20 protein-coding genes are annotated in these 23,779 nt (G+C 59.5%); 18 read left to right on the plus strand and 2 right to left on the minus strand.

Annotated elements, in window-relative coordinates; all coding sequences use genetic code 11:
- Window positions 1-31 precede the first annotated feature (31 nt).
- The 12 genes from fabZ to ispD all read left to right on the plus strand — a co-directional run bounded on the left by fabZ (window position 32) and on the right by ispD (window position 14,546).
- Complete coding sequence (fabZ, locus tag PSEBG33_RS20045) at window positions 32-472, plus strand: 3-hydroxyacyl-ACP dehydratase FabZ (protein ID WP_005785726.1); 441 nt, start codon at window positions 32-34, stop codon at window positions 470-472.
- Window positions 469-1,245 carry an acyl-ACP--UDP-N-acetylglucosamine O-acyltransferase gene (gene lpxA, locus PSEBG33_RS20040; protein WP_005785728.1) on the plus strand — a complete coding sequence of 259 codons (777 nt, stop codon included), beginning with the start codon at window positions 469-471 and terminating at the stop codon, window positions 1,243-1,245. The genes fabZ and lpxA overlap by 4 nt, the downstream gene beginning before the upstream one ends.
- Before the next feature lie 2 nt (window positions 1,246-1,247).
- Complete coding sequence (gene lpxB / locus PSEBG33_RS20035) at window positions 1,248-2,387, plus strand: lipid-A-disaccharide synthase (RefSeq protein ID WP_005785729.1); 1,140 nt, start codon at window positions 1,248-1,250, stop codon at window positions 2,385-2,387.
- Window positions 2,384-3,016: a ribonuclease HII gene (gene rnhB / locus PSEBG33_RS20030; protein WP_032803329.1), complete on the plus strand. Its 633-nt coding sequence runs from the start codon at window positions 2,384-2,386 to the stop codon at window positions 3,014-3,016. Before lpxB ends, rnhB begins: the two co-directional genes overlap by 4 nt.
- Window positions 3,017-3,092: 76 nt before the next feature.
- Window positions 3,093-6,614, plus strand: a complete 3,522-nt coding sequence (dnaE, locus tag PSEBG33_RS20025) for a DNA polymerase III subunit alpha (RefSeq protein ID WP_005785733.1) — start codon at window positions 3,093-3,095, stop codon at window positions 6,612-6,614.
- A gap of 128 nt (window positions 6,615-6,742) precedes the next feature.
- Entirely contained in the window at window positions 6,743-7,690 is a 948-nt protein-coding gene (locus PSEBG33_RS20020) for an acetyl-CoA carboxylase carboxyltransferase subunit alpha (RefSeq protein ID WP_003189182.1), read from the plus strand.
- Window positions 7,691-7,866: 176 nt separating this feature from the next.
- On the plus strand, window positions 7,867-9,186 hold the full coding sequence (tilS, locus tag PSEBG33_RS20015; protein ID WP_005785737.1) for a tRNA lysidine(34) synthetase TilS: 1,320 nt from the start codon (window positions 7,867-7,869) through the stop codon (window positions 9,184-9,186).
- A 273-nt stretch (window positions 9,187-9,459) separates the two neighbouring features.
- Window positions 9,460-11,091 (plus strand): CTP synthase, encoded by a 1,632-nt coding sequence (locus PSEBG33_RS20010; protein WP_005785740.1) that lies wholly within the window; start codon window positions 9,460-9,462, stop codon window positions 11,089-11,091.
- 5 nt (window positions 11,092-11,096) lie between these two features.
- A complete protein-coding gene (kdsA, locus tag PSEBG33_RS20005) occupies window positions 11,097-11,942 on the plus strand; it encodes a 3-deoxy-8-phosphooctulonate synthase (RefSeq protein ID WP_003189190.1) in 846 nt (281 codons plus the stop codon).
- Between the two features lie 157 nt (window positions 11,943-12,099).
- Complete coding sequence (eno, locus tag PSEBG33_RS20000; RefSeq protein ID WP_003189193.1) at window positions 12,100-13,389, plus strand: phosphopyruvate hydratase; 1,290 nt, start codon at window positions 12,100-12,102, stop codon at window positions 13,387-13,389.
- 171 nt (window positions 13,390-13,560) lie between these two features.
- Window positions 13,561-13,839, plus strand: a complete 279-nt coding sequence (ftsB, locus tag PSEBG33_RS19995; RefSeq protein WP_003189195.1) for a cell division protein FtsB — start codon at window positions 13,561-13,563, stop codon at window positions 13,837-13,839.
- Complete coding sequence (gene ispD, locus PSEBG33_RS19990) at window positions 13,836-14,546, plus strand: 2-C-methyl-D-erythritol 4-phosphate cytidylyltransferase (protein WP_005785745.1); 711 nt, start codon at window positions 13,836-13,838, stop codon at window positions 14,544-14,546. The genes ftsB and ispD overlap by 4 nt, the downstream gene beginning before the upstream one ends.
- Window positions 14,547-14,549: 3 nt before the next feature.
- Here ispD and PSEBG33_RS19985 read toward each other — a convergent pair whose 3' ends face one another.
- Together PSEBG33_RS19985 and PSEBG33_RS19980 are read right to left on the minus strand one after the other, a co-directional pair.
- Window positions 14,550-17,570, minus strand: a complete 3,021-nt coding sequence (locus tag PSEBG33_RS19985) for a membrane-targeted effector domain-containing toxin (protein WP_005785747.1) — start codon at window positions 17,568-17,570, stop codon at window positions 14,550-14,552.
- Between the two features lie 69 nt (window positions 17,571-17,639).
- A complete protein-coding gene (locus PSEBG33_RS19980) occupies window positions 17,640-18,536 on the minus strand; it encodes a LysR substrate-binding domain-containing protein (RefSeq protein ID WP_005785749.1) in 897 nt (298 codons plus the stop codon).
- 109 nt (window positions 18,537-18,645) lie between these two features.
- Here PSEBG33_RS19980 and PSEBG33_RS19975 point away from each other — a divergent pair, with 109 nt between their 5' ends.
- From PSEBG33_RS19975 to PSEBG33_RS19950, 6 genes are read left to right on the plus strand one after another with little or no spacing between them, the layout of a single operon-like run.
- Window positions 18,646-19,758 (plus strand): S-(hydroxymethyl)glutathione dehydrogenase/class III alcohol dehydrogenase, encoded by a 1,113-nt coding sequence (locus PSEBG33_RS19975; RefSeq protein ID WP_005785751.1) that lies wholly within the window; start codon window positions 18,646-18,648, stop codon window positions 19,756-19,758.
- An 8-nt stretch (window positions 19,759-19,766) separates the two neighbouring features.
- Window positions 19,767-20,612: an S-formylglutathione hydrolase gene (gene fghA, locus PSEBG33_RS19970; protein WP_005785754.1), complete on the plus strand. Its 846-nt coding sequence runs from the start codon at window positions 19,767-19,769 to the stop codon at window positions 20,610-20,612.
- Between the two features lie 54 nt (window positions 20,613-20,666).
- Entirely contained in the window at window positions 20,667-21,140 is a 474-nt protein-coding gene (gene ispF / locus PSEBG33_RS19965) for a 2-C-methyl-D-erythritol 2,4-cyclodiphosphate synthase (protein ID WP_005785755.1), read from the plus strand.
- Entirely contained in the window at window positions 21,137-22,195 is a 1,059-nt protein-coding gene (gene truD, locus PSEBG33_RS19960) for a tRNA pseudouridine(13) synthase TruD (protein ID WP_005785757.1), read from the plus strand. Before ispF ends, truD begins: the two co-directional genes overlap by 4 nt.
- A complete protein-coding gene (gene surE, locus PSEBG33_RS19955) occupies window positions 22,183-22,932 on the plus strand; it encodes a 5'/3'-nucleotidase SurE (protein WP_005785760.1) in 750 nt (249 codons plus the stop codon). The genes truD and surE overlap by 13 nt, the downstream gene beginning before the upstream one ends.
- A 41-nt stretch (window positions 22,933-22,973) precedes the next feature.
- On the plus strand, window positions 22,974-23,609 hold the full coding sequence (locus PSEBG33_RS19950; RefSeq protein WP_010176736.1) for a protein-L-isoaspartate(D-aspartate) O-methyltransferase: 636 nt from the start codon (window positions 22,974-22,976) through the stop codon (window positions 23,607-23,609).
- Window positions 23,610-23,779 lie beyond the last annotated feature (170 nt).

Genomic DNA, 23,779 nt, shown 5'->3' on the forward strand with positions numbered 1-23,779 from the left:
CCCCAATCTTTATTACAGGCTTCCCCCCGAAATGATGGACATCAACGAGATTCGCGAATACCTGCCTCACCGTTACCCGTTCCTGCTGGTGGACCGCGTAGTGGACCTCAATGTCGAGGAAAAGCGCATTCGTGCCTACAAGAATGTCAGCATCAACGAACCATTCTTCAACGGTCACTTCCCAGCGCATCCCATCATGCCGGGCGTGTTGATCATCGAAGCGATGGCCCAGGCTGCCGGTATCCTTGGTTTCAAAATGCTCGACCTCAAGCCTGCCGACGGCACGCTTTACTATTTCGTGGGCTCCGACAAGCTGCGTTTTCGCAACCCGGTCACCCCGGGTGACCAGTTGATCCTGGAAGCCAGGTTTATCAGCTGCAAGCGCCAGATCTGGAAGTTCGAATGCCAGGCCTCGGTAGATGGCAAGCCGGTATGCTCTGCCGAGATCATCTGTGCGGAACGCAAACTATGAGTTTGATTGACCCTCGCGCAATCATCGATCCGTCGGCCGTACTGGCCGCCGACGTTGAGGTCGGCCCTTGGTCGATCGTCGGCGCAGGTGTGGAAATCGGCGAGGGGACTGTCATCGGGCCACACGTGATCCTTAAAGGTCCGACCCGTATTGGCAAACACAATCGTATCTACCAGTTTTCCTCGGTAGGCGAAGACACCCCGGACATGAAGTACAAGGGTGAAGAAACACGCCTGGTAATCGGTGACCACAACATCATCCGTGAAGGCGTCACCATTCACCGCGGCACCGTACAGGATCGCGCTGAAACCACTTTGGGTGATCACAACCTGGTCATGGCCTATGCGCACATCGGCCATGACAGCGTGATCGGCAACCATTGCATCCTGGTCAACAACACTGCGCTGGCAGGCCATGTGCACGTTGACGACTGGGCGATTCTGTCCGGTTTCACCCTGGTGCATCAGTACTGCCATATCGGCGCCCACAGCTTTTCCGGCATGGGTACCGCCATTGGCAAGGATGTCCCTGCATTCGTGACGGTGTTCGGCAACCCTGCCGAGGCTCGCAGCATGAACTTCGAAGGCATGCGCCGTCGCGGATTCAGCGAAGAGGCGATCCACGCTCTGCGCCGTGCCTACAAGACGGTTTACCGTCAGGGGCTGACGGTTGAGCAGGCGCTGACCGAACTGACCGAGCCGGCAACCCTGTTTCCGGAAGTCGCGGTGTTCCGTGACTCGATCCAGGCGTCGACTCGCGGCATCACCCGCTGATCATGGCCAATCTGCGTATTGCGCTGGTGGCCGGTGAAGCGTCCGGCGACATTCTGGGTGCTGGCCTGATGCGAGCCCTCAAGGCCCAGCATCCTGCGGTGGAGTTTATCGGCGTGGGTGGGCCGTTGATGCAGGCCGAAGGGCTTGCCTCCTACTTCCCCATGGAGCGGCTGTCGGTCATGGGGTTGGTGGAGGTGTTGGGGCGCCTGCGTGAGCTGCTCGCTCGCCGCAAGCTCTTGATCAAGACGCTGATCGAAGAAAAACCTGACGTCTTTATCGGCATCGATGCGCCGGACTTCACGCTCAATATCGAACTCAAGTTGCGCCAGGCCGGGATCAAGACCGTGCACTACGTCAGCCCATCCGTGTGGGCGTGGCGCCAGAAGCGTGTGTTGAAAATCCGCGAAGGCTGCGACCTGATGTTGACCTTGCTTCCATTCGAAGCCCGGTTCTACGAGGAGAAGGGCGTGCCGGTGCGGTTTGTCGGCCACACCCTGGCTGACGCCATTCCCTTGCAGGCTGATCGTGCGGCTGCACGCGCCGAGCTGGGCTTGCCCGCTGGCCCGTTGGTAGCGTTGATGCCAGGCAGTCGTGGCGGTGAGGTGGGGCGTTTGGGGGCGTTGTTTTTTGATGCTGCCGAACGTCTTCAGGCGCAAAAGCCGGGAATCCGCTTTGTGCTGCCTTGCGCCAGTCCACAACGTCGTGCACAGATCGAAACCCTGCTGGAAGGCCGCAACCTGCCGTTGACCCTGCTCGATGGCCAGTCCCACCTGGCCCTGGCAGCCTGCGATGCGGTGTTGATCGCCTCGGGCACTGCCACACTTGAGGCCTTGCTGTACAAGCGGCCGATGGTCGTGGCCTATCGCCTGGCGCCACTGACCTTCTGGATCCTCAAGCGCATGGTCAAGAGCCCTTACATTTCCTTGCCCAACCTGCTGGCCCAGCGCCTGCTAGTGCCGGAGTTGTTGCAGGACGATGCAACGCCCGAAGCGCTTGCGCAAACCCTACTACCCTTGATTGACGGCGGCGAAGAGCAGACCCGTGGTTTCGACGACATTCATCGCACGTTGCGTCGTGATGCCTCGAACCAGGCGGCCGACGCCGTGCTGACCTTGATCGGCCATAAACAGGAAGCCTTATGACCACGCAAATGGGCCTGGATTTCAGCCTGGTTGCCCAAGCTCACGAACTGGTGGCCGGTGTTGACGAAGTAGGGCGCGGCCCGCTGTGTGGCGCAGTGGTCACGGCGGCGGTAATCCTTGATCCGAACCGCCCGATCCTGGGCCTCAATGATTCGAAAAAGCTTACCGAGGCCCGTCGCGAAAAGCTCTATGACGAGATCTGCGAGAAGGCCCTGAGTTGGCATATCGCTCGCGCTGAAGTCGAGGAAATCGACGAACTTAATATCCTCCATGCAACCATGTTAGCCATGCAGCGTGCTGTTGAAGGGCTGCATATCACCCCGAAAATGGCGATGATCGATGGCAACCGTTGCCCGAAGCTTGCGGTGCCGTCGGAAGCGGTGGTCAAGGGCGATAGCAAGGTTCCGGCCATTGCCGCTGCCTCGATCCTGGCCAAGGTCAGCCGTGACCGTGAAATGGCTGCGTTCGAATTGATCTACCCCGGCTACGGGATTGGCGGCCATAAAGGCTACCCGACGCCCGTTCATCTGGAAGCCCTGGCTCGGCTGGGCCCGACCCCGATCCATCGCCGCTCGTTTGCCCCGGTACGCCTGGCTTATGAGGCCCGCGAAAGTCTGATCGTGGTTTAGCAGCAAGGCTGATGTTTTTACCAAGGCCCGGTACAATCCGGGCCTTGTTGTTTTCATGTATCAAGACAGGATCACTATGCCGGCTTCATTCGTTCACCTGCGCCTGCACACTGAATATTCCCTGGTCGACGGCCTGGTACGGATCAAACCGCTGGTCAAAACCCTGGTGGGCATGAATATGCCTGCGGTGGCGGTAACCGATCAGAACAACATGTGTTCCCTGGTCAAGTTCTACAAGAACGCCATGGGCGCCGGCATCAAGCCGATCTGCGGCGCCGACCTGTGGCTGTCCAACAAGGACCCGGATAACCCACTGAGCCGCATCAGCCTGCTGGCGATGAACGGCGTGGGTTATCGCAACCTCACCGAACTGATTTCCCGTGGCTTTATTGATGGCCAGCGCAACGGCTCGATCATCATCGAGCGCGAGTGGGTGGCCGAAGCCAGCGAAGGCCTGATCATGCTCTCGGCGGCTAAAGAGGGCGAGATCGGTATCGCGTTGCTGGGCGGTAATCCCCAGGAAGCCGAGGTGCTGGCACGTGAGTGGATGCAGGTATTCCCGGACCGTTTCTACCTGGAAGTCCAGCGTACCAGCCGCCCCAACGATGAAGAACATCTGCATGCTGCCGTAGCCCTGGCCGATAAGCTGGGTGCGCCGCTGGTGGCGACCAACGATGTGCGGTTTATCAAGAAAGAAGATTTCGAGGCCCATGAAACCCGCGTGTGCATCGGCGAAGGCCGGGCCCTGGATGACCCGCGCCGCTCGAAGAATTACAGTGAAGAGCAATACCTCAAAAGCGCCGATGAAATGGCGCAGCTGTTCAGCGATTTGCCCGAGGCCCTGGAAAACTCCGTCGAGATCGCCAAGCGCTGCAACATTGAAGTGAAGCTGGGCAAGCACTTTTTGCCCAACTTCCCGATACCCGATGGCATGACCATCGACGAATACTTTCGCAAAGTGTCGTTCGATGGCCTGGAAGAACGCCTTAGCGTCCTGCTGCCCAAGGACACCACTGAAGACTACGAAGCCAAGCGTCAGGTGTATGTCGACCGGTTGAATTTCGAGCTGGATATCATCATCCAGATGGGATTCCCCGGCTACTTCCTGATCGTAATGGACTTTATCCAGTGGGCCAAAAACAACGGCGTACCGGTAGGTCCTGGCCGTGGGTCAGGTGCTGGCTCGCTGGTGGCCTATGTACAGAAGATCACCGACCTTGACCCGCTGGAATATGACCTGCTGTTCGAACGGTTCCTGAACCCGGAACGGGTGTCGATGCCCGACTTCGACGTCGACTTCTGCATGGATGGTCGTGACCGTGTGATTGAATACGTGGCCGAGAAATACGGCCGCAACGCGGTAAGTCAGATCATCACCTTCGGTTCCATGGCGGCGAAAGCGGTAATTCGCGACGTGGCGCGGGTGCAGGGCAAGTCCTACGGCCTGGCCGACCGCCTGTCGAAGATGATCCCGTTCGAAGTCGGCATGACCCTGGAAAAAGCCTACGAGCAGGAAGAAATCCTGCGCGACTTTATCAAGGTCGATGAAGAAGCCGCCGAAATCTGGGACATGGCGCGCAAGCTCGAAGGCGTGGTGCGTAACGTCGGTAAACACGCCGGTGGTGTAGTTATTGCCCCGACCAAGCTCACCGACTTTTCGCCGATCTACTGCGATGAAGAAGGCGACGGCCTGGTCACCCAGTTCGACAAGGATGACGTGGAGGCGGCCGGCCTGGTGAAGTTCGACTTCCTCGGCCTGCGTACCCTGACGATCATCGACTGGGCACTCAAGACCATCAACCGCGACCGCGCCAAGGTTGGCGAAGAACCGCTGGATATCGCGTTTATCCCGCTGGACGACAAACCGACCTACAGCCTGCTGCAAAAAGCTGAAACCACGGCGGTGTTCCAGCTTGAATCCCGGGGCATGAAAGAGCTGATCAAAAAGCTCAAGCCCGACTGCCTGGAAGACTTGATCGCACTGGTGGCGCTGTTCCGTCCGGGCCCGCTGCAATCGGGCATGGTGGATGACTTCATCAACCGCAAGCACGGTCGCGCCGAGCTGGCTTACCCGCACTCCGACTATCAATACGAGGGCCTCAAGCCTGTATTGGCGCCGACGTACGGCATCATCCTGTATCAGGAACAGGTGATGCAGATCGCCCAGGTAATGGCCGGCTACACCCTCGGTGGTGCGGACATGCTGCGTCGCGCAATGGGTAAAAAGAAACCCGAGGAAATGGCCAAGCAGCGCGGCGGTTTCATTGAGGGTTGCGCCACCAACAACATCGACGCCGATCTGGCCGGTAACATCTTCGACCTGGTAGAAAAATTCGCCGGTTATGGTTTCAACAAATCCCACTCCGCCGCCTATGGCCTGGTGTCGTACCAGACTGCCTGGCTGAAAGCCCACTACCCGGCGCCGTTCATGGCAGCGGTGCTGTCGGCCGATATGCACAACACCGACAAGGTCGTGACCTTGATCGAGGAAGTGCGCACCATGAAGCTGCGCCTCGATGCGCCGGACGTGAACGCCTCTGAGTTCAAGTTCACGGTGAACGACGAAGGCCGCATCATCTATGGCCTCGGCGCGATCAAGGGCGTGGGCGAAGGTCCGGTGGAGGCCATCACCGAAGCGCGCCAGGATGGGCCATTCAAGGACCTGTTCGACTTCTGCGCGCGTGTTGACCTCAAGCGCATCAACAAGCGTACCCTCGATGGCTTGATCCGCAGCGGCGCGCTCGACCGTCTCGGTCCGTATTTCCATGATGAGCCGAAGGCTTACCAGGCCAATATCGACCGTAACCGTGCGGTGCTGCTTACCGCCATGGAAGAGGCGATCAAGGCTGCCGAACAGACTGCCCGCACCCATGACAGCGGCCACGCCGATCTGTTTGGCGGGCTGTTCGTCGAAGAAGACGCGGATGTCTACGCCAATCATCGCAAGGCCAAGGAGCTGACCCTCAAGGAACGCCTCAAAGGTGAGAAAGACACCTTGGGCCTGTACCTCACCGGCCACCCGATTGACGAGTACGAAGGCGAAATCCGCCGTTTCGCCCGCCAGCGCATCATCGACCTCAAGCCCGCGCGGGATACCCAGACCGTCGCCGGCATGATCATCGCCCTGCGGGTGATGAAAAATAAAAAGGGCGACAAAATGGGCTTCATCACCCTGGATGACCGCTCGGGCCGGATCGAAGCGTCACTGTTTGCCGATGCGTTCCACTCCGCCCAATCGCTTTTACAGACCGATGCCATGGTGGTGGTGGAAGGGGAGGTCAGCAATGATGACTTCTCCGGCGGCCTGCGCCTGCGTATCAAACGGGTGATGAGCATGGAAGATGCGCGCACCAACCTGGCCGAAAGCCTGCGCTTGAAGGTCAAGACCGAAGCGCTCAAGGGCGATCAGCTACGCTGGTTGGGTGACCTGCTCAAGCGCCACCGCGGCGCGTGCCCGGTAACCATGGAGTACACCGGCAGCGACGCCAAGGCCATGTTGCAGTTTGGTGAGACGTGGCGGATTGATCCGGCTGATGGCTTGATTCAAGCTTTGCGTGACCAGTTCGGGCGAGACAACGTCTTCCTCCAATACCGTTGACGGTCAGTACCCCTGACCTCGGCTGAACATTTAATCTCGACCTAAACGCGCCTCTCCCTTAAGGTAGGGCGCGAATAGACAACCGGCTGGCCAGGCACTCCCTGGCCGTCGACCCAAGACGGACGCTTATGAACCCGAATTTTCTTGATTTCGAACAGCCGATCGCTGACCTGCAAGCCAAGATCGAAGAGCTGCGCCTGGTCGGCAATGACAATTCGCTGAATATCGGCGACGAAATCGCTCGCCTGCAAGACAAAAGCAGCACGCTCACCGAAGACATCTTCGGCAAGCTGACCAGTTGGCAGATCGCGCGCCTGGCTCGCCACCCGCGCCGTCCGTACACCCTGGACTACATCGAACACATCTTCACCGAGTTCGATGAGCTGCACGGCGACCGCCACTTCTCCGACGACGCGGCCATTGTGGGCGGTATCGCTCGCCTGGACGACCAGCCGGTGATGGTGATCGGCCATCAGAAAGGCCGTGAAGTGCGCGAGAAAGTCCGTCGCAACTTCGGTATGCCGCGTCCGGAAGGCTACCGCAAGGCTTGCCGCCTGATGGAAATGGCCGAGCGCTTCAAGATGCCGATCCTGACCTTCATCGACACTCCGGGCGCATACCCGGGTATTGACGCCGAAGAGCGCAACCAGAGTGAAGCGATTGCCTGGAACCTGCGCGTCATGGCTCGCCTGAAAACCCCGATCATCGCCACTGTGATCGGTGAAGGTGGTTCCGGCGGTGCGCTGGCCATTGGCGTGTGCGATCAGTTGAACATGCTGCAATATTCGACCTACGCGGTGATTTCGCCGGAAGGGTGTGCCTCGATCCTGTGGAAAACCGCAGAGAAGGCGCCGGATGCGGCTGAAGCCATGGGCATCACCGCCGATCGCCTCAAAGGCCTGGGTATCGTCGACAAAGTGATCGCCGAACCACTGGGCGGCGCCCACCGTGACCCGGCCGCGGCTGCCGCGACCATCCGTGCTGAACTGGGCTCGCAACTGGCGATGCTCAAGAAGCTGGATAACGAAGCGCTGCTGGCCCGTCGTTACGAGCGTCTGATGAGCTACGGTCTCTAAAGTCGGCGCCGTAACTCGATGTGGGAGCCGGCTTGTGTGGGAGCTGGCTTGCCTGCGATAGCATCACCTTGGTATCACTGATAGACCGAGGTGCCTGCATCGCGGGCAAGCCCGGCTCCCACATTTGTTTTGTGTATGCTGACGAACGTATTCCAGCTTTGCGGCGGTGACGTGTGATGAAACCAACCCTGCCGGCCACACTCCTGCGCACCCTGGCACCCTGGCGCAATGCGCCGGCCTGGCATATCGCATTCTCCGGCGGTCTCGACTCCACCGTCCTGTTGCACCTTCTGGTCTCGCTGGCCAAACTTGAAAATCTGCCTGCTCTCAGCGCCGTCCATATCCACCATGGCCTGCAAGCTGCTGCCGATGCGTGGCCCGCGCATTGCCAATCGGTCTGCGACAGCCTGGGCGTACCCTTGCGGGTCATGCGCGTGCAAGTCAGTCCTGGTGCGAGCCTTGAACGTGCGGCCCGCGATGCGCGTTACCAGGCGTTCATGCAGGTAATGGGGGCCGGGGAGGTGTTGCTCACCGCCCAGCATCGCGACGATCAAGCCGAGACCCTGCTGTTCCGCCTGTTACGCGGAGCCGGAGTGCGTGGGTTGGCGGCAATGCCCGAGCGTCGCCCGTTGGCGACGGGGCACTTGGTGCGGCCATTGCTGGCGGTTTCCCGGGGAGCATTGGAAGCCTACGCCCACGAACACCAATTGAAGTGGATTGAAGACCCTTCGAACGCCGATCCACGGTTCTCGCGCAATTACCTGCGCCGCCAAGTCTTTCCAGCGCTGACTCAACGCTGGCCCCAGGCAATCTTGAGCCTGGCCCGCACTGCCGAGCACCTGAGTGAAGCCCAGGGCCTGCTCGACGAACTGGCGCACATGGATCTGACCGCCGCCGATCAGCCTTCAGCGTTTCGCTGGTTGCCTTTGCCTTCCCTGGTCCTTGCTCCGTTGCGCGATCTTTCCGATGCGCGCCAGCGCAATGCCTTGCGTCATTGGCTGAATCCCCTGACTCGTATGCCCGACAGTGACCACTGGGCCAGTTGGTACGCCCTGCGCGATGCCAAGGGGGACGCACAGCCGTTATGGCGCCTGGCAGACGGTCAGCTTCATCGTTGCGGCGAACGCATTTGGTGGCTGCCTTCCACGTGGTCGGAATTTTCCGACGAGTCGGTGAGCTGGCCCGATCCGCGAAATCCACTAGAGTTGCCCGGGAACGGCCAACTGATGTTTGCCGGCAAGGCTCCCGAGGGACCCTTGTCGATTCGTTATCGCCAGGGTGGCGAAATCGTCGAAGTGCCAGGTCGAGGCCGGCGTGATCTCAAGCGCCTGTTGAATGAAAGTGGTATGCCGGGCTTCGTCCGTGGCAGATTGCCGCTGGTCTATCGGGGCGAGCAATTGCTGGCTGTACCAACGCTTGCGGGGCTGAGTGCCAGTCCGCTGGATGACTGGCAATTACATTGGTTGCCACAGACCTGCGATCAAGGTTTGAGCTGATAGCGCCTTTCCGGTAGACTACGCTCCCTTCTTGATACAACTTCTGTGGATTCGACTGAATCGCAGCAGTTGCCGATTACCAAGCAGTCTTTGCTGGGCGATTCCAAAAAATGTGTAGCGATCAACGTACCGGTGTTTCCTTGCTGGTCTGTCACAACGCGGCGGTTTTTTTGAAAGGTGCACTGTGATTAATGCAGGTGATCGGGGGCTTCGGCCTTCCTTCGCTTTCCCCGGCGGCTCGGACCGCTTTAACGCAGACTTCTAGGGTTTTTCATGACGCGCTACATATTCGTCACGGGCGGTGTTGTTTCTTCATTGGGGAAAGGCATTGCCTCCGCTTCATTGGCGGCCATCCTGGAGGCGCGGGGGCTTAAAGTCACCATGCTCAAGCTGGACCCGTACATCAACGTCGACCCGGGCACCATGAGCCCGTTCCAGCACGGTGAAGTGTTCGTCACTCACGACGGCGCCGAGACCGACCTGGACCTGGGCCACTACGAGCGGTTCATCCGCACGACCATGACCCAGAACAACAACTTCACCACTGGCCGTGTCTACGAGCACGTGCTGCGCAAAGAGCGCCGTGGTGACTACCTGGGTGCAACCATCCAGGTGATCCCGCACATTACCGACGAAATCAAGCGCCGCATCATCAAGGGTGCAGGCGATGCCGACGTGGCGATGGTCGAGATCGGTGGCACCGTGGGTGACATCGAATCCCAACCGTTCCTTGAAGCCATCCGCCAGCTGCGCTTCGAAGTCGGCGCCAAGCGCGCGATGCTGATGCACCTCACGTTGGTGCCGTACATCGCCACCGCCGGCGAAACCAAAACCAAGCCTACCCAGCACTCGGTCAAGGAGCTGCGTTCCATCGGCCTGCAGCCGGATGTACTGGTGTGCCGCTCCGATCATCCGATCGACATTTCCTCGCGCCGCAAGATCGCGCAATTCACCAACGTTGAAGAACGTGCGGTGATCGCGCTGGAAGACGCCGACACCATCTACAAGATCCCGGGCATCCTGCATTCGCAGGGGCTGGATGATTTTGTGGTCGAGCGTTTCGGCCTGCAGTGCAATGGCGCGGACCTGTCCGAGTGGGAAGCCGTGGTCGACGCCAAGCTCAACCCTGAGCATGAAGTCACCATCGCCATGGTCGGCAAGTACATGGAGCTGCTGGACGCGTACAAGTCGCTGATCGAAGCGATGAGCCACGCCGGCATCAGCAACCGTACCAAGGTCAACCTGCGCTACATCGATTCCGAAGACATCGAGAACCAGGGCACTGCGCTGCTCGAAGGCGTTGACGCCATCCTCGTGCCGGGCGGTTTCGGCCTGCGTGGCGTGGAAGGCAAGATCACCGCGGTGCAATACGCTCGCGAGAACAAGGTGCCCTACCTGGGTATCTGCCTGGGCATGCAAGTGGCCGTTATCGAGTTCGCCCGTAACGTGCTGGGCTGGAAAGACGCCAACTCCACCGAGTTCGATCACAGCAGCGGCCACCCGGTCGTCGGCCTGATCACCGAGTGGGAAGACGCCACCGGCGCCGTTGAAACCCGTACCGAAACGTCCGACCTGGGCGGCACCATGCGCCTTGGTGCGCAGGACTGCCTGCTGGAAGCCGGCTCGCTGGTACACGACTGCTACGGCAAGGACGTAATCGTCGAGCGTCACCGTCACCGCTATGAAGTGAACAACAATCTGCTGCCGCAGATCAAAGAGGCTGGCCTGAAGATTTCCGGTCGCTCCGGTGACGGCAAGCTGGTTGAAGTGGTCGAAGCGCCGGATCATCCGTGGTTCGTGGCCTGCCAGTTCCACCCGGAGTTCACCTCGACGCCGCGCGACGGTCACCCGTTGTTCAGCGGTTTCGTCAAAGCAGCACTGACGCAACATCAGAAGAAGGCGTAACCCTGATGGCCCAGAAGATCATTCGCGTAGGCGATATCGAGATTGCCAACGACAAGCCCATGGTGCTGTTCGGCGGCATGAACGTGCTGGAAAGCCGCGACATGGCGATGCAGGTCTGTGAAGAATACGTGCGAGTTACCCAGAAGCTGGGTATTCCATACGTGTTCAAGGCCAGTTTCGACAAGGCCAACCGTTCGTCCGTGACCTCCTATCGCGGCCCGGGCCTTGAAGAGGGCATGCGGATCTTCCAGGACATCAAGCAAGCCTTCGGCGTGCCGATCATCACCGACGTCCACGAGCCTGAGCAGGCTGCCGTGGTCGCGGAGGTGTGCGACATCATCCAGTTGCCGGCCTTCCTGTCGCGCCAGACCGACCTCGTGGTCGCCATGGCCAAGACCGGCGCTGTGATCAACATCAAGAAAGCCCAGTTCCTCGCCCCTCAGGAGATGAAACACATCCTGAGCAAGTGCGTGGAAGCGGGTAACGACCAGTTGATCCTCTGCGAGCGTGGTTCGAGCTTCGGCTACAACAACCTCGTGGTGGACATGCTCGGTTTCGGCATCATGAAACAGTTCGAATACCCGGTGTTCTTCGACGTGACCCACGCGCTGCAAATGCCCGGTGGTCGCTCGGACTCCGCCGGCGGTCGCCGTGCCCAGGTCACCGACCTGGCCAAGGCGGGCATGAGCCAGTCGCTGGCGGGCCTGTTCCTTGAAGCCCACCCAGACCCGGACAACGCCAAATGTGATGGCCCATGCGCCCTGCGCCTGGACAAGCTGGAGCCATTCCTGGCCCAACTCAAGCAGTTGGACGAGCTGGTCAAGAGTTTTCCGACGGTAGAGACCGCGTAACTGCCATTTCTCCGGTAGAATTTCCCACGCTAAATGCTCAGGCCCTTGGGCCTGAGCCTTGTCGTCTGCAAGCCTGCCCCGTTGTTCCACCCTTGCGGTCGGTCAAAAGATTTCCTTCAGCTGCGTCGTTTTCGTCAACTTTGGAGTGTTTACAACAATGGCAAAAATCGTCGACATCAAAGGTCGTGAAGTTCTCGACTCCCGTGGCAACCCCACCGTCGAAGCCGACGTGCTTCTCGATAACGGCATCATCGGCAGCGCCTGCGCGCCGTCCGGTGCTTCCACCGGTTCGCGCGAAGCGCTGGAACTGCGTGATGGCGACAAGAGCCGTTACCTGGGCAAGGGTGTACTCAAGGCTGTAGCCAACATCAATGGTCCGATTCGTGACCTGTTGCTGGGCAAGGACCCGCTGGACCAGAAAGCCCTGGACCACGCGATGATCAAGCTCGACGGCACTGAAAACAAAGGCAGCCTCGGCGCCAACGCAATCCTCGCCGTGTCCCTGGCTGCCGCCAAGGCAGCAGCTCAGGACCAGGACCTGCCGTTGTACGCGCACATCGCCAACCTGAACGGCACCCCGGGCGTCTACTCGATGCCGGTACCGATGATGAACATCATCAACGGTGGCGAGCACGCGGATAACAACGTCGACATCCAGGAATTCATGGTGCAGCCGGTGGGCGCCAAGTCCTTCTCCGAAGGCCTGCGCATGGGCACCGAGATTTTCCATCACCTCAAGGCTGTACTGAAGGCCCGTGGCCTGAGCACCGCTGTGGGTGACGAAGGTGGTTTTGCACCGAACCTGGCCTCCAACGAAGATGCACTGAAAGTGATCTCCGAAGCCGTGGCCAACGCCGGCTACAAACTGGGCACCGACGTGACCCTGGCCCTGGACTGTGCGGCCAGCGAATTCTATGAAGATGGCAAGTACAACCTGTCCGGCGAAGGCCAGGTGTTCAACTCCGAAGGTTTCGCTGAATACCTCAAGGGCTTGACCCAGCGCTACCCGATCATCTCGATCGAAGACGGCCTGGACGAGTCCGATTGGGATGGCTGGAAAATCCTCACCGACAAGATCGGCGAGAAAATCCAGCTGGTGGGCGACGACTTGTTCGTGACCAACACCAAGATCCTGAAAGAAGGCATCGACAAGAAGATCGCCAACTCGATCCTGATCAAGTTCAACCAGATCGGCACGTTGACCGAAACCCTGGAAGCCATCCAGATGGCCAAGGCTGCGGGCTACACCGCCGTGATCTCCCACCGCTCCGGCGAAACCGAAGATTCCACCATTGCCGACCTGGCCGTGGGCACTTCGGCGGGCCAGATCAAGACCGGCTCCCTGTGCCGTTCCGATCGCGTTTCCAAGTACAACCAATTGCTGCGCATCGAAGAGCAATTGGCAGGTAAAGCCAAGTACAACGGTCGCGGCGAGTTTCGCGGCTAAGCAGTAAATGGTAAAAAGTCTGCGGGTTGCGTCAGAAATTTCACGAAAGTGTGAATTTCGGCGCTAATCTGCTGACTGACAAGCGCAAGCCTGGTTTTTCCAGGCTTTGTGCTATCAGTTGCTGCAAAAGGTTTGCATGACTGTCTTTTTTCACTGGATATCCGGATTTCGATGCGCAGTCCCAATTGGTTGTTCCTCGTCTTGCTCTTGTTGCTGGCTGGCCTGCAGTACCGCCTATGGGTCGGTAATGGCAGCTTTGCGCAGGTGGAAGAACTGACCCAGCAAATTGCCGACCAGCGTGCCGAAAACGAACGCCTGCTGGAGCGCAACCGTGTCCTGGACGCCGAAGTGCTTGAGCTGAAAAAAGGTACGGAGACCGTTGAAGAGCGGGCTCGCCATGAGTTGGGCATGGTCAAGGAGGGCGAGACCCTCTACCAGTTGGCCCAATGAACAACGATCTACCGGCCTTCTGGGCCGTGATTCCTGCCGCGGGCGTCGGTGCCCGTATGGCCGCGGACCGTCCCAAGCAATACCTGCAATTGGGCGGGCGCACTATTCTCGAACACAGCCTCGGCTGTTTTCTCGACCACCCCTCGCTCAAGGGGCTGGTGGTCAGTCTTGCTGTTGATGATCCTTATTGGCCCACCCTGGCGTGCGCCACAGACCCGCGCATCCAGCGTGCGGACGGTGGCTCGGAACGCTCGGGCTCGGTGCTTAATGCACTGCTGCACCTTAATGCCCTGGGTGCCAGCGATGATGACTGGGTGCTGGTGCATGACGCGGCGCGGCCTAACTTGAGCCGTGATGACCTCGATAAACTCCTGGCTGAACTGGCGGATGACCCGGTGGGCGGTCTGCTGGCGGTGCCGGCTCGCGACACGCTCAAGCGCGTCGACAAGCATGGCCGCGTGGTGGAAACCGTTGACCGCAGCCTGATCTGGCAGGCTTATACGCCGCAGATGTTCCGCCTGGGGGCCTTGCACCGCGCCTTGGCCGACAGCCTGGTGGCGGACGCCGTGATCACCGACGAAGCGTCGGCCATGGAATGGTCCGGCCAGGCGCCACGGCTGGTCGAAGGGCGTGCGGACAATATCAAGGTCACCCGCCCCGAAGACCTTGAATGGCTGCGTCAGCGCCGGGCTTATCAGGCGTCCTGACCCTCAGCCGTAGACTTGCTCCAACCCGGGCAGGGTTTTCAGCTCGCTCACCAATGCCTCAATGCTGTCGAATGGCTTCTCATCAATAGGCCAGCCGACCACGTTGATGGAGTTCCGGCCTTCCTGGCTGTTGATCCTGAAACTGCGCAGGTCCCCGCGTCGGGATCGATAGTCAATGTGGGTGGCCTCGGTGAGCATGAATTGGCCTGGCCGTGTCAGCAGTGCCTGGGCCGACTTCACCACTCGACTGTGCGAAGGGCCGGGTTGTGATTCCATTGAGTGCTGCAACGCGGCAGGATCAACGCGCAAGACCAGGTTGGCTTTGACCGTGCCTTCCCCTTTGTTCAGGCCCAGGCTGGCGGTGCGCCCCGGATCGACTTCGATGCCCAACGGGTGGGTGCCCGTTCTATCTTCTATCCGCAGGCCGATGCTGCCGGTGAGTTCGGCCAGCCCAGGGATGTCCTTGAAGGTATTGGTATGGGTATCGCCCACCAGTGCGACCCATTTACCGGGTTGGCGCTTGGAGGTCTGGATCCACTGAATCACCTCGGTGGCGTAATAGTTCATCATCCGCTGGCGCAGGGTTCCTGCACTGTCGCGCATATCGCGAAGTATGTAGCTCACGGTGCAGTCGATCGGCTGGATCTTGATTCCGGCCTCTCGGGCTTTGGTCACGACGTTTGTGAATGAGTAATAGTGGTTTCGAGGCAGTGGGTAGATCCCGTTCAGGAAGTTTGTCAGCGCCTCGGCCATGGGGGCGTTCTTCGACCGGTAAAAAGCCTTCAGCATCGGAATATGCACATCCGTCAGCAGATGTTCGAAGTAGATGCGTTTGACACCTTGGCTGGCGAGTATCTGCATGTTGTCGATCAGAAAGGCTTTGCTCGATTCGGCGCTGTGGCTTTCGCCGATCACGAGGCCGTCACTGGCACGTAGCAGTTTCTCGATAATGCTTCGCTGTGATTCGTTCAAGCTCAAGCGGGGGAGGACCGGCTGCAGGGGCGAGTAGGGCAGGTGGTGAAAGAAGATCGCCGAATCCTGGTTTAATTGGCTCCTTTTCTCAAAGAACAGTCTCCGGGCGTTGCTGATCGACTGTGCATCCATTCCGAAGGGTTCGAAGTCTTCCGAAAATGAGCTGGTGTCGGTGAGCATCTGCACGACGGTCTCGCGCACGGGCGCTGGCATCTGGTAGGCGCTGAAGAAACTCAACTGCTGGGTGCTACCAAACAGTTTGTAAACCCGTTGCCAGGCATTGCGAAATGCCCCCCCTCCGGTCAATCCGGCACGTCGCCATTGCAGGTCGGCGCTCTGAATAGCATAGAGACCCGTGGATTGAATCTTCTCGGGGGCTTCTGGATTATTCACGAACAGCTCAAAAGAACCCCAGTCATTCGGGCTTTTGTAGGTCAGGAAGGTCTCGCCCTGAATCCTGACGGTCTGCAAGCCGCTGGGGGATGTTGCAGCGACCAGGGGGCGAGTCTCGGTTTGGGCGGAGGCCTGAGTGATCACCTTGACGCTGATCTGGCCCTCCTCTGCCCGCGTAGCCGGGCCAAGCACGGGGCGTAACGCCTCAAGACTGCTCGCGCCTTTGCTGATGCCGTGGATAACCACCGGGAGCGCGTTCAGGGCGCCGAACACCATGCGCTCAACGGCGTGGGGTTTGTCCTTGAGCACGTCATCGGCGCCGATCGCCATGCCAGTCAAGCCTGAGGTAATGAAACAAAACTCCGCCAGCAACGCCGTGCCCATGGTCAGCGCCACGGGGATCGCCAGCAGGCAGGCTTTATCCAAGGCGTCGAGGGTGTCGGCCTTGAATGTGTCCAAGGGCGAGACAACGGTTTTGGCTGCCAATTTTGCAATCCGACTGCGGATCTGTCGTGCGATAAACGCAAATGGGTTGCTTCTGAGCGCCGGATACATTGGGTTATTAATGTATTGCTCGGGGTCCCAATAACCGTTGCGCAACAAGCTATTGAAAAAACCGGGGGGGCTGGAAGATTCCGGGTACATCGCCATACCGATCAATGCTTCCTCGACACCACTGTAGATCAGGCCGGAGTCAATCGAGTCGGGTTCAAAGTGGTTGGTCAGCGCTTTGCGCTGGGTCGGGTCCTTGGCCACTTTTACCAGCGCATTGCGCATGTCCGTTGGGCTGTTGAAACCATGGATGGGGGAGGAGTTGCCGGGGACGTACAGCAGGGTGATCTGGCTCTGGGTGTCGGTAATCGTAAGAATGTCGGTGGCGTCGAACTGATGAATGCGCAGCACGCGCACGGATAAGTTTTTATCCGGTGAGTAGGGCGCCTGAAAATCCTCAAGAGTCAGGTTGCTGGCGTCCCTGTCGACGCCGATACCTGCCGCTCGTGCAGCCAGTTGCCGTTCTGCTTCGGTGAGCGTGAATTCTTCGTACTGATTGAGGTAAGCCTTGGCGAAGGCGATGCGCATCAGGGTGGTGTAATTGTCCCGATGTTCCTCCCAGAATTGGGTGATGGCCTTGTCATAGGTTTGTTCAAAGTTGCTTGAGTCAATCACCTTTCTGAGAACAGCAGGCGCGATCTCCAGTTGGGTGGTCGGGTCGTAGACCTGAGGTTCGCTTTGCCGGTAAAGCGCCTCATACCGTCTGGGCGGAATCCAGCCGGAAGTGATGAACTCTTCGTTGAACATTTGCGGTATGCGGTTATCCATCAGGCGCGGCAGTTCATCAACGATATTGAAGTACGGCGCGATAGTGGAAAAGCCCGTGTTGTTGATCATGCCGCCAGGGGCATGGGGCGCATTGCAGATCATGGCCTCGGTCAGGCTCATGGATTGGACGATCACTGCAGTGTAGGGGGCATCGGGGTTGTCGAGGTTGTATTCCAGAGTGGTCAGGAACGTAGTATCCGGGTCCAGTTGTTCCTGAGTGAATGGTTGTAGATGCTCGCAAAGCAATTGGGCTGCGATAGCGCTGGGCACCGGAAAGTCGGCCAGAACCTTTCGGACAAAATGATTGATGTGCTGGAGTTGCCGAGTGTTGGACGTCATGGGCTTGCCTGGTTTTCTAATGAAAGCGGTTATTAACCGGTGTCCAGGCAATGCACGAACGGTAGCTGTTTATGTTCGATAGACCGAATTGTCACCCAAGCCTTCTTTGAGAAAGTCCACCAGCTTCCTGACCTTCGGCGACAAATGCCGCTGCTGCGGGTACAGCGCCCACACCGCCGTATTCGGTGGCTGATGCGCCTCCAGCAACGACACCAGCGCACCACTGTGCAAGTGCTCCAGCACGTAATAATCCGGCAACTGACACAGCCCTACACCTTGCAGCGCCGCATCCAGCACCGCCTGCCCACTGTTACAGCGCCAGTTTCCCTGAACCCTTTGGGAAAATTCCCGCCCGTCCTGGGCCAGTTGCCAGATATCCGAGCTGCCGATCAGGCAGTTATGCCGACTCAGTTCCGACAAGCTATGTGGCCGACCATAGCGTTCCAGGTAGGAAGGGGAGGCGCACAGGTACATGCGCCGCGGTGCCAGGCGGCTGGCGACCATGCGCGAGTCTTGCAGGCGACCCAGGCGGATGGCCAAATCCAGGCCCTCGTGCACCAGATCCAATTGACGGTTGCTCAGTTCGATATCCACCCGCAGTTGCGGATAGAGCGCCATGAACCGGGTCACCAGTGGCACGATAAAGCGCTCGCCATAGGCGACTGCGCAGGTCATGCGCAACATGCCCTTGGGTTCGCTGGTGAGGTCGCCTACCGCCCGCAGGGCTTCTTCGCGACCGTCCTGCAAACGCTGGCAATGCTGCAGAAACGTCTGACCCGCTTCGGTCAGCGTCACCTTGCGTGTACTGCGATACAACAGGCGCGTTTGCAGGCGCTCCTCCAGGCGTGCCACCTGGCGGCTTATATGGGACGACGATACTCCCAGGCGCTCGGCCGCCGCCGTGAATTGGCTGCACTCGGCCACTGCGACGAATTCGTCGATGCCTTCCCAGCGGTTTTCCAGCATGGTCATTATCCCTGTACAGCAATAAAGTTTTTCTTTTGTCTGGATTATTAATCAAGCAGCCATGTTTTACACTGCTGCAATCCATTTTTAACCCCCTGGAGAAACCCGGATGATCAAGTCCCGCGCCGCCGTAGCCTTCGAAGCCAAGAAGCCCCTTGAGATCGTGGAAGTGGACGTCGCCATGCCCAAGGCTGGCGAGGTGCTGTTGCGGGTGGTTGCCTCCGGCGTGTGCCACACCGACGCCTATACGTTGTCGGGTGCGGACCCGGAAGGCATTTTTCCGTCGATCCTGGGCCACGAAGGCGGCGCAGTGGTCGAAGCCATCGGCGAGGGCGTAACTTCAGTCGCTGTCGGCGATCATGTGATCCCGCTGTACACCCCGGAATGTGGCAAGTGCAAATTCTGCCTGTCGGGCAAGACCAACCTGTGCCAGGCCATCCGCTCTACCCAAGGCAAAGGCCTGATGCCGGATGGCACCACGCGTTTCTCCTACAAAGGCCAGCCGATTTTCCACTACATGGGCACGTCGACGTTCTCCGAGTACACCGTGTTGCCGGAAATCTCCGTGGCCAAGATTCCTAAGGAAGCGCCGCTGGAAAAAGTCTGCCTGCTTGGTTGCGGCGTCACCACAGGCATCGGCGCGGTGCTCAACACCGCCAAGGTCAAACCGGGCGACACCGTGGCTATCTTCGGGCTGGGCGGTATCGGCCTGTCGGCTGTGATCGGCGCGGTCAAGGCCAAGGCCGGTCGCATCATCGCCATCGACATCAACCCGGCCAAATTCGAAATCGCGAAGCAACTGGGGGCTACCGACTGCATTAACCCGAAAGATTACGACCGCCCAATCCAGGACGTAATTGTCGATTTGACCGACGGCGGCGTGGACTTTTCCTTCGAGTGCATCGGCAATGTGCAACTGATGCGTGCGGCGCTTGAGTGCTGCCATAAAGGCTGGGGCGAGTCGGTGATCATCGGCGTGGCCGGTGCCGGCCAGGAAATCGCTACGCGTCCGTTCCAACTGGTCACCGGGCGCGTCTGGCGCGGTTCGGCATTCGGTGGCGTACGTGGGCGCACAGAGCTGCCAAGCTACGTGGAAATGGCCCAGACCGGTGAGATCCCGCTGGACACCTTCATCACCCACACCATGGGCCTTGAAGATATCAACAAAGCGTTTGACCTGATGCATGAAGGCAAGAGCATTCGTACCGTCATTCACTTCTGAGGTCGGCCATGAGTCTGGAAAACCTGTCATGCCAGAAGAGCTTCGGCGGCTGGCATAAACGCTACAAGCATCATTCCGATGTGCTCGGTTGCGACATGACCTTCGCCGTCTATCTGCCGCCGCAAGCAGAGCAGGGCGGTAAGTTGCCGGTACTGTACTGGCTGTCCGGCTTGACCTGCACCGATGAGAACTTCATGCAGAAGGCTGGTGCCCAGCGCATGGCCGCCGAGCTGGGTTTGATTATCGTCGCACCGGACACCAGCCCCCGCGGCCCCGGTGTGCCGGACGATCCGGACAACGCCTGGGACTTCGGCCTCGGCGCTGGTTTCTATCTGAACGCCACGCAGGAGCCCTGGGCCAAGCACTATCGGATGCATGACTACGTGGTGCAGGAGTTACCGGCCTTGGTGGAGGCGCATTTCCCGGCGTCGGCTAAACGCGGCATCAGCGGTCATTCCATGGGCGGACATGGCGCATTGGTATGCGCGCTGCGTAACCCGGGACGCTACCAATCGGTGTCGGCGTTTTCGCCAATCAACAATCCGATGGACTGCCCCTGGGGGCAGAAAGCTTTTTCCCGTTACCTGGGCGAAGAGCGTTCCAAGTGGCGAGAATGGGATGCCTGCGTGCTGATCAGCGAAGCCTCGGAAAAACTGCCGCTACTGGTGGACCAGGGCGATCGTGACGATTTCCTTGCGGTTCAGCTCAAGCCCGAGGCCCTGCTGCAAGCGGCCAAGGCGGCCAACCATCCGTTGGAACTGCGCCTGCAACCTGGCTACGACCACAGCTACTTTTTCATCGCCAGCTTCATCGAAGACCATTTGCGCCATCATGGTCGTGCTTTGCTCGGTTAATGTGAGGCAAAAGTAGGTAGAATCACGCCCTGAATTAAATCGGGGCGTTTTTTTATGCGTATTGGCCACGGCTACGATGTGCACCGTTTCGCTGAGGGCGATTTCATCACCTTGGGCGGCGTGCGCATTGCACATCACCATGGGTTGCTGGCTCATTCCGACGGCGACGTTGTCTTGCATGCCTTGAGCGATGCCTTGCTCGGCGCGGCGGCATTGGGCGATATCGGCAAGCACTTTCCGGACACCGATCCGACCTTCAAGGGTGCGGACAGCCGTGCGTTGTTGCGCCATGTGGTCGGGTTGATCCATGCCAAGGGCTGGAAGGTCGGCAACGTCGACAACACCATCGTGGCCCAGGCGCCGAAGATGGCCCCCCATATTGAAACGATGCGTGCGCTGATTGCCGCAGACCTGCAAATTGAACTGGATCAAGTCAACGTGAAAGCCACCACCACCGAAAAGCTCGGGTTTACCGGTCGTGAAGAGGGCATCGCCGTGCACTCCGTTGCCTTGTTGCTGCGCGCATGAACGACTTGCAACTGCTGGGCCCGCGGGCCTACGGCGAGGCCCTGGGCAGCGCGGTGCTGAAGGCGACGGCAGAAGACTTCCAGGTTGATGAGGTGCTGGACATCCCGTTGACTGGTGACGGTGAGCACCTGTGGCTGTGGGTGGAAAAGCGCGGCTTGAATACTGAAGAGGCCGCACGGCGTATCGCCAAGGCCGCCGGTGTGTCGCTGCGCACCGTCAGCTATGCCGGGCTCAAGGACCGTCAGGCCCTGACCCGCCAATGGTTCAGCGTACAGTTGCCCGGCAAGGCCGACCCGGACCTGAGCGGTGCGGAAAATGACACCCTCAAGATCCTGAAAACCACCCGCCACAAGCGCAAGTTGCAACGTGGTGCGCATTCGGCCAACGGCTTTACCTTGCGCCTGACCCAACTGGCCGGCGATACCGCCGCCATCGACGCGCGTTTGCAGTTGATTGCCCGGCATGGCATTCCCAATTATTTCGGCGCCCAGCGCTTTGGCCACAACGGTGGCAACGTGGTGGATGCCCGTGAATGGGCGGCTCGCAAGGCCCTGCCGGAGCAACGCAACGTGCGTTCGCGATTGCTGTCCACCGCTCGTAGCTACTTGTTCAACAAAGTGCTGGCAGCGCGTGTCGCCGACGGCTCCTGGCAGCGCGCCCAGGTGGGTGACCTGCTGGCCTTTACCGACAGCCGCAGTTTTTTCCCTGCAGGGGAGGCTGAATGCAGCGACCCGCGTTTGGCGATCCTGGACTTGCACCCGACTGGCCCACAATGGGGCGAAGGCGACTCGCCGGCGAAAGGTCTTACGCATGATCTGGAACAATCTGTCGCTGCCAGCGAATCCGACCTACGTGATTGGCTGGTGAATGCAGGAATGAGCCAGGAACGTCGCATTCTGCGACTGCCCATTGGCGGGTTGACGTGGCATTATCCCGGGCCTGACATTCTGCAATTGGAATTCGTCCTGCCGGCCGGATGCTTCGCCACTGTCTTGGTGCGCGAGCTTGTTGATCTGGTGCCGGTGGGGCAGACGGACAGCCCATGCGTATTCTGATATCAAACGATGACGGTGCCACCGCACCCGGTCTTGCCGCGCTCTATGCTGCGCTGCAGGATTACGCCGAGTGCGTGGTGGTTGCCCCCGACCAGGACAAGAGCGGCGCCAGCAGTTCGCTGACGCTCGACCGTCCGCTGCACCCGCAGGTTCTGGCCAATGGCTTTATCAGCGTAAACGGCACCCCCACCGACTGCGTGCACCTGGCAATCAACAGTTTGCTGGAGCATGAGCCGGACCTGGTGGTCTCGGGAATCAACCTGGGCGCCAACCTGGGTGATGACGTGCTGTATTCCGGCACTGTGGCGGCGGCCCTTGAAGGGCGCTTCCTGGGGCGCACCGCGTTCGCCTTTTCCTTTGCTTCGCGGCAACTGGATAACCTGGCAACCGCGGCGTATTTCGCGCGCAAGCTGGTGCAGGCCCATGAGTCACTGGACCTGCCGCCGCGTACGGTACTCAACGTGAATATTCCCAATCTGCCCCTCGACCGTATCCGCGGTATCCAGCTGACGCGCCTGGGCCATCGCGCCCGAGCGGCGGCGCCCCTGAAGGTGGTCGACCCGCGCGGCAAGGAAGGCTATTGGATCGCCGCGGCCGGTGATGCCGAGGATGGCGGGGAGGGCACGGATTTTCATGCGGTGATGCAAGGCTATGTGTCAATTACCCCGTTGCAATTGGATCGCACCTTCAGTGATGCCTTCAGTGGCCTCGATGGCTGGCTGGAGGGACTGCGTTGATGGCTCGTGAACAAGACGACTTGTTGCGCCGTGGCATCGGGATGACTTCCCAGCGCACCCGGGAGCGGTTGATCCAGCGTCTGTACGAAGAAGGCTTGTCCAACGCCCAGGTGCTGGAAGTGATTCGGCGTACGCCGCGGCACCTGTTTGTCGATGAGGCCCTGGCGCACCGCGCCTATGAAGACACGGCGTTGCCTATCGGCCACAACCAGACCATCTCCCAGCCCTATATGGTTGCGCGCATGAGCGAGCTGTTGCTGGCGGCCGGGCCCCTGGACAAGGTGCTGGAGATCGGCACCGGCTCCGGTTACCAGACAGCCGTGCTGTCGCAGTTGGTAGAGCGAGTGTTTTCGGTAGAGCGCATCAAGGTGCTGCAGGACCGTGCCAAGGAGCGTCTGGTAGAACTGAACCTGCGCAACGTGGTGTTTCGCTGGGGCGATGGCTGGGAAGGCTGGCCGGCGCTGGCGCCGTACAACGGCATTATTGTCACCGCCGTGGCCACCGATGTGCCTCAAGCCCTGTTGGATCAGTTGGCGCCTGGCGGGCGGCTGGTCATCCCGGTGGGCTCCGGCGAAGTGCAACAGTTGATGCTTATTATCCGCGAGGAAGAAGGTTTTTCCCGGCACGTGCTGGGCGCAGTGCGCTTCGTGCCGCTGTTGAATGGCCCCTTGGCCTGAGCATTTATTCCCTGGCAGTGAATTCTGCTGGCGAGGATGTGTCTTACGCCGGGGTCTATTGAATCAACAGGCTTGGCAGCCGCAATTGAACAAGATGAATTTTTCGTTTCAGTCGGGTGCCAGTAAAAAGCCAATGCCCAGTTATACTTGCGTCATATTTCAAGCCTGAT

The sequence above is a fragment of the Pseudomonas synxantha BG33R genome (assembly GCF_000263715.2).
Taxonomy (GTDB): domain Bacteria; phylum Pseudomonadota; class Gammaproteobacteria; order Pseudomonadales; family Pseudomonadaceae; genus Aquipseudomonas; species Aquipseudomonas synxantha_A.

Coding starts and splice junctions, on each gene's coding strand:
- fabZ (WP_005785726.1), top strand. CDS start 32: ATGATGGACATCAACGAGATTCGCGAATACCTGCCTCACCGTTACCCG.
- lpxA (WP_005785728.1), top strand. CDS start 469: ATGAGTTTGATTGACCCTCGCGCAATCATCGATCCGTCGGCCGTACTG.
- lpxB (WP_005785729.1), top strand. CDS start 1,248: ATGGCCAATCTGCGTATTGCGCTGGTGGCCGGTGAAGCGTCCGGCGAC.
- rnhB (WP_032803329.1), top strand. CDS start 2,384: ATGACCACGCAAATGGGCCTGGATTTCAGCCTGGTTGCCCAAGCTCAC.
- dnaE (WP_005785733.1), top strand. CDS start 3,093: ATGCCGGCTTCATTCGTTCACCTGCGCCTGCACACTGAATATTCCCTG.
- PSEBG33_RS20020 (WP_003189182.1), top strand. CDS start 6,743: ATGAACCCGAATTTTCTTGATTTCGAACAGCCGATCGCTGACCTGCAA.
- tilS (WP_005785737.1), top strand. CDS start 7,867: ATGAAACCAACCCTGCCGGCCACACTCCTGCGCACCCTGGCACCCTGG.
- PSEBG33_RS20010 (WP_005785740.1), top strand. CDS start 9,460: ATGACGCGCTACATATTCGTCACGGGCGGTGTTGTTTCTTCATTGGGG.
- kdsA (WP_003189190.1), top strand. CDS start 11,097: ATGGCCCAGAAGATCATTCGCGTAGGCGATATCGAGATTGCCAACGAC.
- eno (WP_003189193.1), top strand. CDS start 12,100: ATGGCAAAAATCGTCGACATCAAAGGTCGTGAAGTTCTCGACTCCCGT.
- ftsB (WP_003189195.1), top strand. CDS start 13,561: ATGCGCAGTCCCAATTGGTTGTTCCTCGTCTTGCTCTTGTTGCTGGCT.
- ispD (WP_005785745.1), top strand. CDS start 13,836: ATGAACAACGATCTACCGGCCTTCTGGGCCGTGATTCCTGCCGCGGGC.
- PSEBG33_RS19985 (WP_005785747.1), bottom strand. CDS start 17,570: ATGACGTCCAACACTCGGCAACTCCAGCACATCAATCATTTTGTCCGA.
- PSEBG33_RS19980 (WP_005785749.1), bottom strand. CDS start 18,536: ATGCTGGAAAACCGCTGGGAAGGCATCGACGAATTCGTCGCAGTGGCC.
- PSEBG33_RS19975 (WP_005785751.1), top strand. CDS start 18,646: ATGATCAAGTCCCGCGCCGCCGTAGCCTTCGAAGCCAAGAAGCCCCTT.
- fghA (WP_005785754.1), top strand. CDS start 19,767: ATGAGTCTGGAAAACCTGTCATGCCAGAAGAGCTTCGGCGGCTGGCAT.
- ispF (WP_005785755.1), top strand. CDS start 20,667: ATGCGTATTGGCCACGGCTACGATGTGCACCGTTTCGCTGAGGGCGAT.
- truD (WP_005785757.1), top strand. CDS start 21,137: ATGAACGACTTGCAACTGCTGGGCCCGCGGGCCTACGGCGAGGCCCTG.
- surE (WP_005785760.1), top strand. CDS start 22,183: ATGCGTATTCTGATATCAAACGATGACGGTGCCACCGCACCCGGTCTT.
- PSEBG33_RS19950 (WP_010176736.1), top strand. CDS start 22,974: ATGACTTCCCAGCGCACCCGGGAGCGGTTGATCCAGCGTCTGTACGAA.